At 64.9% G+C, this 12,077-nt stretch carries 12 protein-coding genes, 1 tRNA gene and 1 pseudogene; 3 read left to right on the top strand and 11 right to left on the bottom strand.

Annotated elements, in window-relative coordinates:
- The first annotated feature begins 92 nt into the window (after positions 1 to 92).
- Positions 93 to 833, top strand: a complete 741-nt coding sequence (locus J7E80_RS19495) for a FadR/GntR family transcriptional regulator (RefSeq protein ID WP_215053881.1) — start codon at positions 93 to 95, stop codon at positions 831 to 833.
- On the opposite strand, the gene J7E80_RS19490 is transcribed toward J7E80_RS19495, so the two are convergent.
- The 3 genes from J7E80_RS19490 to J7E80_RS19480 are packed head-to-tail and all read right to left on the bottom strand — an operon-like array spanning position 830 to position 3,617.
- Positions 830 to 1,918, bottom strand: a complete 1,089-nt coding sequence (locus J7E80_RS19490; protein WP_215053880.1) for an L-idonate 5-dehydrogenase — start codon at positions 1,916 to 1,918, stop codon at positions 830 to 832. The genes J7E80_RS19495 and J7E80_RS19490 overlap by 4 nt on opposite strands.
- On the bottom strand, positions 1,918 to 2,688 hold the full coding sequence (locus J7E80_RS19485) for an SDR family oxidoreductase (protein WP_215053879.1): 771 nt from the start codon (positions 2,686 to 2,688) through the stop codon (positions 1,918 to 1,920). The genes J7E80_RS19490 and J7E80_RS19485 overlap by 1 nt, the downstream gene beginning before the upstream one ends.
- Positions 2,685 to 3,617, bottom strand: coding sequence for an NAD(P)-dependent oxidoreductase (locus J7E80_RS19480; RefSeq protein ID WP_215053878.1), 933 nt, complete (start codon positions 3,615 to 3,617; stop codon positions 2,685 to 2,687). Before J7E80_RS19480 ends, J7E80_RS19485 begins: the two co-directional genes overlap by 4 nt.
- A gap of 68 nt (positions 3,618 to 3,685) precedes the next feature.
- On the opposite strand from J7E80_RS19480, the gene J7E80_RS19475 reads away from it, so the two are divergent.
- Positions 3,686 to 4,750, top strand: coding sequence for a D-2-hydroxyacid dehydrogenase (locus tag J7E80_RS19475; RefSeq protein ID WP_215053877.1), 1,065 nt, complete (start codon positions 3,686 to 3,688; stop codon positions 4,748 to 4,750).
- A 203-nt stretch (positions 4,751 to 4,953) separates the two neighbouring features.
- Here J7E80_RS19475 and J7E80_RS19470 read toward each other — a convergent pair whose 3' ends face one another.
- The 8 genes from J7E80_RS19470 to J7E80_RS19435 all read right to left on the bottom strand — a co-directional run bounded on the left by J7E80_RS19470 (position 4,954) and on the right by J7E80_RS19435 (position 10,421).
- Positions 4,954 to 5,163: a hypothetical protein gene (locus tag J7E80_RS19470; protein ID WP_215053876.1), complete on the bottom strand. Its 210-nt coding sequence runs from the start codon at positions 5,161 to 5,163 to the stop codon at positions 4,954 to 4,956.
- 155 nt (positions 5,164 to 5,318) lie between these two features.
- Complete coding sequence (locus tag J7E80_RS19465; protein WP_215053875.1) at positions 5,319 to 6,668, bottom strand: MFS transporter; 1,350 nt, start codon at positions 6,666 to 6,668, stop codon at positions 5,319 to 5,321.
- A gap of 170 nt (positions 6,669 to 6,838) precedes the next feature.
- A complete protein-coding gene (locus J7E80_RS19460) occupies positions 6,839 to 7,636 on the bottom strand; it encodes an IclR family transcriptional regulator (RefSeq protein ID WP_215053874.1) in 798 nt (265 codons plus the stop codon).
- A gap of 361 nt (positions 7,637 to 7,997) precedes the next feature.
- Positions 7,998 to 8,288 (bottom strand): hypothetical protein, encoded by a 291-nt coding sequence (locus J7E80_RS19455; RefSeq protein ID WP_215053873.1) that lies wholly within the window; start codon positions 8,286 to 8,288, stop codon positions 7,998 to 8,000.
- A gap of 123 nt (positions 8,289 to 8,411) precedes the next feature.
- A tRNA-Val gene (locus tag J7E80_RS19450) sits at positions 8,412 to 8,484 on the bottom strand.
- Between the two features lie 83 nt (positions 8,485 to 8,567).
- Positions 8,568 to 9,497 carry an NAD-dependent protein deacetylase gene (locus J7E80_RS19445; RefSeq protein WP_215053872.1) on the bottom strand — a complete coding sequence of 310 codons (930 nt, stop codon included), beginning with the start codon at positions 9,495 to 9,497 and terminating at the stop codon, positions 8,568 to 8,570.
- Between the two features lie 4 nt (positions 9,498 to 9,501).
- The gene (locus J7E80_RS19440; protein WP_215053906.1) at positions 9,502 to 9,969 is read right to left on the bottom strand and encodes a peroxiredoxin; all 468 of its coding nucleotides are present in this window, start codon (positions 9,967 to 9,969) and stop codon (positions 9,502 to 9,504) included.
- A gap of 32 nt (positions 9,970 to 10,001) precedes the next feature.
- The gene (locus J7E80_RS19435) at positions 10,002 to 10,421 is read right to left on the bottom strand and encodes a DUF3052 domain-containing protein (RefSeq protein ID WP_215053871.1); all 420 of its coding nucleotides are present in this window, start codon (positions 10,419 to 10,421) and stop codon (positions 10,002 to 10,004) included.
- Positions 10,422 to 10,759: 338 nt separating this feature from the next.
- Here J7E80_RS19435 and J7E80_RS19430 point away from each other — a divergent pair.
- A pseudogene (locus J7E80_RS19430) lies at positions 10,760 to 12,077 on the top strand (pyruvate dehydrogenase (acetyl-transferring), homodimeric type); the annotation flags it as partial.

The raw sequence follows: 12,077 nt of genomic DNA, 5'->3' as shown, positions 1-12,077 counted from the left end.
AAGCAATTGCGTCACAAAGAGTCTAAGGGGCCGGGCCCACCGGCGTGCCGGCTGGGGCAGGGCCGGCCGCCCGCCCCACTATGCTTACCAATATGTCGACCAGCCTCCATCACCGCGCCGTCGAGAACCTGGGAACCAGGATCGTGAGCGGCAGCCTGCCTGCAGGGCATATCATGCTCGCGGAGCAACTGGAGGACGAGCTCAAAGTATCCCGGTCAGTGATCCGGGAAGCCGTGCGCGTGCTGCAGTCCCTGGGACTCGTGGAGACCACCAAGCGGGTGGGCATCAGGGTCCTCCCGCCCCACCGCTGGAATCCTTTCGATCCGCTGGTGATCCGCTGGCGGCTCGCCGGCGAAGGCCGCGGCGCCCAGCTGCGCTCACTCGCCGAGCTGCGCGCCGCCGTCGAACCGGTGGCGGCTGAACTTGCCGCGGTCAACGCCCCGGCCGAGCTCCGCCAGGAGCTTCTCGATGTGGCCCTCGCCATGCGCGACGCGGGCAAAGCCGGTGACGTGCACCGCTTCCTGGAACTGGACATCCACTTCCACTCCCTCCTGCTCAGCGGCTCCGGCAACGAGATGTTCGCCAACCTGGTGGGGCAGGTGGCCGAAACCCTGACCGGCCGGACTGTGCACGGGTTGATGCCGGACCGCCCCCGGGACCTCACGCTGCAGTGGCATCTTGATGTGGCCGAAGCTATTTACGTCGGCAATGCAGCGGAAGCCCGCGAGGCCGCGAACAGAATAATGCGTCGAACGATCGCCGAAATGGAGCCGGTCTGGGTCGAGCAGCCGCGGGTTTTTGTACCTGTGCAACGGCGCCAGCACTCCGCCTAGGCTTCTCCCGCGGGAATTGCGGTGGCCCGGAAATCCAGCAGCACCTTCCCTGATTCGGCCGAGTTGCGCGCCACCGCGAAGGCTTCGAGGGCCTGCTGCACCGGGTACTCATGGGTGACCACCGGTCCGATCTCCAGCGATCCGTCAGCAAGCGCCTCAATGACCTCATCGATTTCGTCATTGAACCGGAACGACCCGCGGAGCTCGAGTTCGCGGGTAATGGCCAGCGAAATCAGGACGGGTTGCGGGCCTGACGGAAGCAGTCCGACCATCACCACGATGCCGCCACGCACTGCACCCGTGATGGCGGAGGCCAGGCCTTGGTGGCTGCCGGAGGATTCGATGACCACGTCCGCCTCGACTGCGGCGATGGCGTCAGCGTCCGCGGCGGTGAGGACTTCATCCGCGCCCACGGCCGCGGCGATCTCGAGCGGCTTCGCATGCATGTCCACGGCGACAATCCGTGCTGCCCCTGCCCGTTTCAGCACGGCCACGGCGAGGGCGCCTATCGGGCCGCAGCCGATCACCAGGGCAGTCTTGCCGGCCACGTCCCCTGCGCGGGCCACGGCATGCCAGGCAACGCTGGCGGGCTCGATCAGCGCCGCCGTCCTGAGATCGACGGTCCCCGGAAGGGCCCGGAGCATTCGCGCGGGAAGGTTCACATAGCGGCTGAAGGCGCCGTTCGTGTGGGGGAACCGTGCCGCACTGCCCAGGTAAGTGCAGCTGGGCGACAGGTTGGGCCGGTCCGCCGGGTACCGGGCAGCGCCCGGCGCCGGAGTGGCCGGATGCACTGCCACCGGAGTGCCGGCCGAGGGGCCGCCCCCGTCGGCCGCCGGCCGGACCACCGTCCCTGCGACTTCGTGGCCGAGAACCATGGGTGCCTTGAGCACGGATTCACCGGCGGCGCCGTTCCGCCAGTAGTGGAGGTCAGAACCGCAGATGCCCCCGAAGGCCACTTCCACCACGGCTTCATCCGCTGCCGGGGCCGTAAGCGCCAAATTTTCCAGCCTCAGGTCGCCGGCGGCATGGGCCACGACCGCGGGTGCGGTGGGCGGCAGTTCCGCGTACTGAATTGTTGGTGCCATCAGACCACCACCGTCATGCCGCCGTCGATGAAGATGGTCTGGCCGTTCACGAAGTCCGAACCGCTGGAGGCCAGCCAGACGGCGGGTCCCGCCAGATCCTGAACCGTCCCCCAGCGGTTGGCCGGCGTCCGCCCCAGGATCCACGAGTTGAACTCTTCGTCATCCACCAGGTTCTGGGTCATTTCCGTGTGGATGTAACCCGGCGCGATGCCGTTGATCTGCAGTCCGGATGCCGCCCATTCAGCAGTCATGGCGCGGGTCAGGTTCCGGAGGCCGCCCTTGGCGGCGATGTACGGCGCAATCGTGGGACGCGCCAGGTCGGTCTGCACGGAGCAGATGTTGATGATCTTGCCGCTCCCCCGGGGGATCATGTGCCGGGCTGCTTCCCGGCCGACGAGGAAGGCGCTGGTGAGATCGGTGGAGATGACGCGCTCCCAGTCGCTGACATCAAGTTCCAGCATGGGCACGCGGTGCTGGATGCCGGCGTTGTTCACCAGGATGTCCAGCGGGCCCACGTTGGCCTCAATCCACGCAATGCCCTCGGCCGCGGCCGCGTCGCTGGTGACGTCGAATGCGCAGCTGCGGATCCGGCCCTCGGGGTAGTCCACGGCCATGGAGTCCTCTGCGGCCTTCAGCCTGGCGGGCGTGATGCCGTTCAGGACCACGGTGGCGCCGGCGTCCGCCAGGGCCCGTGCCAAGGCGTTTCCGATGCCGCGGCTGGAGCCGGTGACGAGGGCAATGCGCCCGGTCAGGTCAAAAAGTGCACTCATGCTGTGATGGTCCCTCCGTCCGCGGCAGCCGCGGTCCTGTTGCTGAGATTGGAAATGGTCTGGCGGACAACGGCCAGGTCCAGGTCGCCCAGCCCCTGCCGCGTGAGTTCCGCGTAAAGTTCGACGCCGGCCGTCGCCATGGGGATGGCGGCACCCGCCGCGGCGGCCGACTCGACGACGAACGAAAGGTCCTTGTGCATGAACTTGGCGGGACCCGTCGGCCGGTAGTCCTTCTGCACGAGCCGCGGGCCCACGAGGTCCAGCACCCTGCTGCCCGCCAGCCCGCCGGACAGGACCTCATAGAGGGCGGCTGCGTCAATGCCTGAGCGTTCGGCGAGTTCGGCCGCTTCGGCGAGTGCCGCCGTCGTGGTTCCCACGATCAACTGGTTGCAGGCCTTCGCCAGCGATCCGGCACCGAGCGGGCCCAGCCGCCGGACGGTGCCGCCCACGGCCTCGAGCAGCGGCCGCAGCCTTTGGAAATCCGCCTCGTCGTCCGCGCCTGCCATGATGGCCAGGGTCCCCTCGATGGCACCCGTGGTGCCGCCGCTGACTGGTGCATCCACCACGGATGCACGGCCGGCGCTGACCTCCCATACCCTGCGCCTGAAGTCCCGGACTCCGGCCGGCGAGACGCTGCTCATGACCGCCAGCACGGTCCCGGCGGCCGGAGGGGACTGCGTCCAGCTGGCCAGCAGCCCTGCAGACGCCTCCTCAATAAAGCCAAGGTCCGGCAGCATGAAGACGATCAGCGGCTCGTCCCGGAGCGATTCCACATCCCTGGCGCGCCCTCCCCCGAGCTGCTCAAACTCGTCCAGCGCTGCGGCCGACCGGTTCCAGGCCGTAACTGTCCAACCGCGCCTCACCAGGTTGGCGGCCATCGGTGCCCCCATGAGCCCCAGACCCACGAAGCCTGCCTTCTGTCTATTCATGCGGAGCGCCTCACTTCGTTGTGCTTAATCTTCTCTCGAGCCGTTCAGTATCCTAGCCTCCATTCAGTATGATGAACAGTATGACGACTGAAACCACTGTCGCAATCGCCGTGCCGCTCGAAGCAGAGCTGGTGGAGCGCATTCGCGCCGTAGATCCCTCCGTGACCGTTCTCTACCAACCCGAGCTGCTGCCGCCTGAGCGGTTCCCGGCAGACCACTCGGGTGATCCCGACTTCACGCGCACCGCCGAGCAGGAGGAGCGCTACTGGGACATGCTGGGTAAGGCACAGGTCATCTACGGCTTTCCGAACGAAAGTCCCGCAGGCCTGGCGAGGATTGCCCGCGGCAATCCCCACCTGCAGTGGATCCACGCGATGGCCGCAGGGGCAGGCGGGGCCGTGAAAGCGTCAGGACTGGACCCGGAAACGCTGAACAAGTTCAAGGTCACCACTTCGGCCGGCGTCCACGCCCTGCCCCTGGCCGAGTTCGCGGCCCTGGGAATCCTGAATGGCTTCAAGCGGACCGCCGAACTCGCCCAGGACCAGGCGGACAAAGCGTGGCCGGAGCTGCGGATCCCGACGCGGCTCGTCAACGGCTCGACCCTCGTGATTGCCGGACTCGGCGAGATCGGGCTCGAGACCGCACGCGTTGCCCGGGCGCTGGGCATGAAAGTCAGCGGCACCAAGCGGAACGTGGAGCCCCTCGAGGGCATTGAGGAGGTGGCAGGCAACGACGGCCTCCCGGGCCTCTTGAGCTCCGCCGACGCCGTGGTCAACACCCTGCCGGGCACACCGTATACGGAGAAGCTGTTCAACCGCGAGATCTTCTCCGCCATGAAGCCCGGCGCCGTTTTTGTCAATGTGGGCCGCGGCACCGTGGTCGACGAGGAAGCACTGCTGGAAGCACTGGACAACGGGCAGGTGTCCTACGCCTGCCTGGACGTGTTCGCCGTGGAGCCGCTCCCCCAGGACAGCCCGCTCTGGAACCACCCCAAGGTCATGGTGTCACCCCATACGTCAGCCCTCAGCGCCGCAGAGAACCGCCTCATCGCTGAGCGCTTCTGCAGCAACCTCCGCACGTTCCTCGACGGGGGCGACCTCCCCCACCTCGTGGACACGGTCCACTTCTACTAGGACACCGCTTCGCGTCCCGGCCGACCGTCCCTTGGAAGGACGGCGCGGGGCGCAGAGAACCAAGGAGCCGGGCAGCCGCAATGGTTGCCCGGCTCTTTGCTGCGCTGACTGAACGGCTGCGCTGACTGAACGGCTGTGCTGACTGAACGGCTGCGCTGGAGCGCGAACGAACATCTAAGCCCCGGCCGCGACCCACGCACACGCTATTGAATGCGGTTCACGCCATCCCATCCTCGGCGCCGCGTCTGCCGGACAGCAATCATGGACCACGCACCAAACAGCACCCCGATGACAACGGCGACAACCCCGCCGATGAACCATCCGCCCTGCCCGAAAATCATCATCACGACGCCGACGAGGCACAGTCCCTTCGCGGCGACGTCCAGATACAAAGGACCCCTCAGGTACTCCATGCATCCACCGTAAACCCGGGACCCTGCGCAGCGCATGCCGCCTGGCCGGTCTGGCGTTCCGAGAGCCTCCCAGCCCACGCATAAAGTGCGAAGGGACACGTGCGGCCCCTCCGGGAAGGGGCCGCACGTGTCCGTTCGCGCCTGGCTGTGGCGTGCTAGCTCGCGTCCTCGATCAGTACGAGGTCGCGGCCATTGGTCTCCGGAGTGAAGAAGGTGGTGACGAAGGAGATCAGCGCCAGCACCACGGAGTAGATGGCCAGGACCATCCACGAATATCCGGTTGCGGCGAGCAGGGCTGCACCGACCAGTGGCACGAGGCCTCCGGCAAGCACGGCGGACAGTTCACGGCTCATGGCAACGCCCGTGAAGCGGTATTGGGAACCGAACAGCTCGGGCAGGAGTGGGCACTGCGGGCCGAGCATCGACTGCACGCCGAGGGCGATGCCCACCACCATGACCACCCAGACCAGTGTCACGTTGCCGAGGGTGACGAGGTAGAACGCCGGGAAGGCAAGCAGGGCCTGGAAGAGTGCGCCGTACCGGTAGACGGGGACGCGTCCGAAGCGGTCGGACAGTGCGCCGAAGGTGACCACCATGACGGCGGCGAAGCCTGCGGCGATGAGCAGGCCTACGGGGCCGATGAACTTGTCCCCGGGGAATACGCCGGCGGGGGCTGCCAGGAAGGCCACCAGGAGCGCGGAGTAGATGGAGGAGTTGCCGTTTTCACCCATGCGCAGGCCGATACCCACGAGCACGTTCTTTTTGGAGTGCTTCCAGAGTTCGCCGACCGGGTTTTTCACAACATTCTTGTGCTTCTCCAGTTCCTGGAACACGGGCGTCTCCTTCAGCCGAAGGCGGATGAAGATGGCCACGGCAATCAGGATGACGCTGGCCAGAAAAGGAACCCTCCACAGCCCGCCCTCGAGGACGGCCTTGTCTGCCATCGCGATCAGCGCGAAGGTGCCGGCACCAAGGAGCGTGCCCAGCTGGATTCCCACGAAAGGAAGGGAGGCAAAGAAGCCACGACGGCGGCGCGGGGCAACTTCGGAGATCAGTGTCGTTGCGCCGGCCTGCTCAGCTCCGGCGCCAAGGCCCTGGATGATGCGGAGGATCACCAGGAGCACGGCTCCGAGCATCCCCGCCTGCTCGAACGTGGGCAGCAGGCCGATCGCAAAGCTGGCCATTCCCATGAGGCCGATGGTCAGGATCAGAACCATTTTCCGGCCGTAGCGGTCCCCGATGTAGCCGAAGACTACGCCACCGAACGGCCGTGCCGCGAAGCCGACGCCGTAGGTGGCAAACGAGGCAATGAGTGCGCCCTCTTCGCCCAGTGGCTTGAAGAACAAGGGTCCGAAGATCAGCGCCGAGGCGAGACCGTAAATATAGAAGTCGTAGTACTCCAGAGCGGAGCCTACGGAGCTGGCAAGAGTTGCCCTTCGCAGCTGTTCCGGTTCGACGACGGCGCCGTCCGCTTCAGCCAGCGGTATATCAGTACGAGTTGTCACAAGCACTCCCTCAAAAACACTCCAGGCCCCCGTTGGCCTTGGTGGGATAGCGGCAACACCCATGGTGCCGATCACTATGTTGAACACAGTACAACAAGTTGAACGACCGGCCAATAGTCACATCTTTTATGGAGAAAGCGGCGTCAATGTGACGCCGCTCTCAGCACCCTTCAGCCCATCGGGTTGCCCAGCGACCTCGCCAGTTCCTTCAGTTCCTTGACCATCTGGGCGCCCTGCTCGTCCGAATATGTGGCCTTGAGCGCCGTCACGGACAGGCCCAGGCTTGGGCCGTGGGCGCCGTGGGTGGGCACCGAGACAGCCAGGCACACTACGCCCGTGGTGGATTCCTCGTCCTCGAAGGCATGGCCCTGTTCGCGGATTTGCCGGAGCTGGGCCTTCAGCTCGGCGCCGGTGCGGATCGATTTTGGAGTGAGCACGGGCAGATCCGCATCATCAGGAAACATGGCGTCGATGTCGTGCTCGTGAAGGCGGGCAATTAGCGCCTTGCCCACGGCGCAGAGCGAAACCGGCATCTTATCCCCGATGTTGGACGTCAGCCGGACAGCCGGATGTCCTTCATAGCGCGCGAGATAGATGACATTGGCACCGTCCAGCATGGCGATGCGCACGGTCTCGCCGGAAAGCGTGGGGGCCTGCTCGCAGAAGCGGTAGAACTCCTGGACCTCATCCAGCCTGCTCAGGTAGGCCGCTCCGAGCTCAACCAGTTTGCGGCCGAGGGTGAATTCAGAGCCTTGCCGGCTGATCAGGCGGGCCTCTTCCAGAGCCAGCAGCAGGTTTGATGTTGACGACTTTGGGATGCCGAGCTCCCTGGCGAGGTCGCTAAGAGTCAGCCGGCCCGTCGCGGATGCTGCCAGTGCATCCATGACGGCGGCGGCGCGGGTGACGGCGGGAGCCGGTGAAGTGCTGCCCAATCCGTCGCTGGGGCGGGATGCGCGGGAATCGACCATGATTCTCCTTCAATCGGTATGCGCTTGGCGCGCAGGCAGCATAGATGCTCAGTCATTAGCGGGCCAATCAATCCGGGGCCCGTTCTTCAACGCCTGTTCATTCAACTGAACACTTCACATCATAATGGCTTTGCTCTTCCCGCCGTGGAAGAAATCCGGCCAGGCCCGGCTCAGCCACTCCTCGAACGCAAGAGTCGACGGGCTACGTCGTGATTATTTGCTTGTATTACGGAATGGTTTCGTTTTCCGAAAGTTCACGGTATATTCAACGTAGGCCTTCCACCGCGGCATCCCCCAATAGTCGCGGTGGAAGGCTTTTCCAATGGCCCGGGCTTTCCGGTGTCACGCCGGTCGGCAACAGTCACGCCACGTCCGCGAGGGTTCCCCGCAATCTCCAGCCGCCCCCGAGGCCGTCCCGCATGACCTCCATGGTGATCAATGCGGAGTTTTCATTCCGCCCCAGCCGCGCCTGCAATCTCCAGACCTCAACGTCCACACGGCTCCGGCCCAGCGGCATCCGTCGCTCGGCTTCCCACCAGTTGACCCGTTCAAACCAGCGGACCGGCTCTGCCCCGACGGTCCATTCGCGGCCGCCCCTAATGACCGCCGCCGGCCGGCCATCCGGAGCACTCCTCACCACCACATGTTCCATGCCCGAAGGGTATGGCCGGGCAGTGACATTCCTGGCGTGAGGACTATGAAACCGACCTCACCTGACAAACACAAAACCCCGCCTTCTCAGCCGCATTGGCTTAGAAGACGGGGTTTTTCTTTGTGGGTCCTACCGGGATCGAACCGATGACATCCACGGTGTAAACGTGGCGCTCTACCAGCTGAGCTAAAGACCCATTTTTGCCGGTTCCCGCACCGAAGCGCTCGAACCAACGAACATAGACTCTACCGGAACACAGGCTTGAAACGCCAATCCGGATCAGGCCCGCGGGATGCCAGGCAGCTCCGCGGCAAGCCAGGCAAGAGATTCGCTCACACCGGCGCCGAGCCTGATAGTGGCAAATTCATCTCCCCGCGTCGCACCGCGGTTAATGATGACCACCGGCTTGCCCTCTCTTGCGGCATGGCGGACAAACCGCAGGCCGCTCATGACGCTGAGCGAAGAACCGGCAACGAGCAGCGCCCTTGCCTCATCCACCATGGAATAGGCGCGCTCTACACGATCCTTGGGAACATTTTCCCCGAAATACACAAAGTCCGGCTTCAGGACCCCGCCACAGGCAGGGCAGCGCGCCGGGACGAAGCTGCGGATAAGCGCTGAATCCTCCACCGTCGCGTCGGCATCGGGTGCGATTTCCACCACGCCGGATTCCAGGGCACGGCCGAGGAATCCGGGATTCAGTGCCTCCAGCACGCCGGCCAGCAGCTGACGTGAGTACGTGCGGCGACAGTCCAGGCAGATGACCTGATCAAAGCGCCCATGCAGGTCCACCACATTCACGCTGCCGGCATCCTCATGGAGGCGGTCGACGTTTTGGGTGATCAGCCCCGTCAGGAGTCCCCGGCGTTCCAAAACCGCGACGGCGGCATGGCCGGCATTGGGATCAGCACGCCTGAGATGGGACCAGCCGATGTGGTTCCTGGCCCAATACCGCTGACGGTTCGCCTCGTCCCCTACGAACTCCTGGTACGTCATCGGCGACCGCGGCGGCGAATCGGGCCCTCGATAGTCGGGGATCCCGGAATCCGTACTCAGTCCCGCCCCCGTCAGGAGAGCCAGGCGCAGCCCGGACAACAGGTCCCGGATCTGCGTCAGGACTTCAAGCTCTGACGCGGACGGCTCCGCCAGCGGGGCAGCAGGCCGACTGGCAAACCCTGTTAGGCCAATGCCGGTCCGCCGCTCATCCATGTGTTCAGCCTTGGGCCAGTCCTGCCAGCACGCGGCGGTACTCGCCCAGATCGCGCGCCTGGCCGCGGGGATTGACCACGACGTACCGAACGATGCCTTCGCCGTCGATGATGAAGGTCCCCCGCGTGGCCATGCCGCTGTCCGCGTCAAAGACACCGTATTGCTCGGCCACTGCCCCATGTGGCCAGAAGTCGGCAAGCAGGCTGAAGCCATACCCTTCCTGCTCGGCATAGGCGCGGAGGGCGAACTTGCTGTCAACGGAAACTGCCAGCACCTCGGCGTCGGCGTGCTCGAAAACGGCCAGATTGTCCCTGATCTCGCACAGTTCACCGGTGCAGATGCCCGAGAAGGCGAAGGGATAGAAGACAACCACCACGTTCCGGCCGCGGAAGTCCGCCAGCCGGACAGGCTCACCGAACTGGTTGACCAGGGTGAAGTCCGGGGCGGGCTGCCCTACTTCGGGCACAGCCATGACCCCCGTGGGCGCCTCGGTGTTCGTTGCGGTCACTTGTTCTTCCTGGTCACCAGGCGGGTGGCGCTCCAGTCCTTGGACACACCTACCGACGTGGTGCAGTGCAGCCCGGCAGTGGGGGCTGCGTCCTGGATGTCCGAGGGGGAAACATAACCCGGGCGGCCGGACTTGGGTGTCAGGACCCAGACGACGCCGCCTTCAGTGAGTGTCGTGAGCGAGTCGACAAGAGTGTCAACGAGATCGCCGTCGCCGTCGCGCCACCAGAATATGACAGCGTCCACAACGTCATGATCGTCCTCGTCCAGGAGCTCGGAACCCGTCAGATCCTCAATGTCATCACGCAAGTCGAAGTCGACGTCATCGTCGTAACCGAACTCCTGAATCAGATCCCCGCCCTTGAAACCCAATTTTTCCGCCACATTTACCGAAGTGGCGGCGTCGGCCTCACTCACGTGTTCCTCCTATGCATAGTGATATCAATTACTCCAAGCCAACACCCTTTGGGCGTGCGCTTCAAGCTGCTACTGCCGCGGTGCGGCTTATTGTGCGTCACACAACCAGTATGACGGTCAAAAACGACAGAGGCGCCAGACGCGGCTACGCATCGGCAAGCCGTCACAGCTAGAGTGACTGGTGACAGCTATGCCTGCGGGGCGACCGCCCTGGACGGATAGGCAGTCGTAGACGAGATAGAACCCTGCCCGGCGCACATGACCGGGCTGTTGTAACCGATATGTCGCACACGTCGCGTTCACGCCAGGCAGCTACCCTGCCGGACCTGAGGGCGCCGATGAATGCGCGCAAAGAGAGGTTGGACGTGGCTGCAGGAGAAGATACCTCCCATATCCTCAGCGGGTTGACTAACCAGCTGCCTGATCGTGATCCGGAAGAGACCGCCGAGTGGGTTGAGTCCCTGGATTCGCTGATCAGGGAACAGGGCACCGAGCGTGCCCAATACATCATGCGCAGTCTCCTGCAGCGTGCCGGCGCGCAGAGCGTCGGGGTCCCGATGGTCACCACCACGGACTATGTGAACACGATCCCGGCGGACCAGGAAGCGGAATTCCCGGGCAACGAGGAGTACGAGCGCCGCTACCGGGCCTACATGCGCTGGAACGCCGCGGTGATGGTGCACCGCTCACAGCGGCCGAACATCGGCGTGGGCGGGCACATCTCCACCTATGCCGGCGCGGCCACCCTGTACGAGGTCGGCTTCAACCACTTCTTCCGCGGCAAGGACCACCCCGGCGGCGGGGACCAGGTCTTCTTCCAGGGCCACGCCTCCCCCGGGATGTACGCCCGGGCGTTCATGGAAGGCCGCCTGACCGAGCAGGACCTGGACGGCTTCCGGCAGGAAAAGTCCCGCGCCGGCCATGCCCTGTCCTCCTATCCGCACCCGCGGCTGATGCCCGAGTTCTGGGAATTCCCCACGGTCTCGATGGGGATCGGGCCGATGAACGCGATCTACCAGGCCCAGTCCAACCGGTACCTGCACAACCGCGGGCTGAAGGACACCTCGGACCAGCAGGTCTGGGCGTTCCTGGGCGACGGGGAAATGGACGAGCCCGAGTCCCGCGGCCTGCTCCAGCTCGCCGCGAACGAGAACCTGGACAACCTGAACTTCGTGATCAACTGCAACCTCCAGCGCCTGGACGGGCCGGTGCGCGGCAACGGCAAGATCATGCAGGAACTCGAGGCGTTCTTCCGCGGCGCGGGCTGGAACGTGATCAAGGTTGTCTGGGGCCGGGAATGGGATGAGCTGCTGACCCGGGACACCGACGGGTCCCTGGTGAAGATCATGAACGAAACCCCCGACGGCGACTACCAGACCTACAAGGCCGAATCCGGCGGGTTCGTACGGGAACACTTCTTCGGCAAGACCCCGCAGACCAAGGACATGGTCGCGGACCTCACCGATGACCAGATCTGGAACCTCAAGCGCGGCGGCCACGACTACCGCAAGGTCTACGCCGCGTACAAGGCAGCCACCGAATTCAAGGGCAAGCCCACCGTGATCCTGGCCAAAACGGTCAAGGGCTACGGCCTCGGCCCGCACTTCGAAGGCCGCAACGCCACCCACCAGATGAAGAAACTCACCCTGGACGACC

The organism is Arthrobacter sp. ISL-28, assembly GCF_018613875.1.
In the GTDB taxonomy this organism is placed as follows: domain Bacteria; phylum Actinomycetota; class Actinomycetes; order Actinomycetales; family Micrococcaceae; genus Arthrobacter.
The sequence above is the reverse complement of the archived record's forward strand: the minus strand, read 5'-3'. Positions and strand labels throughout refer to the sequence as shown.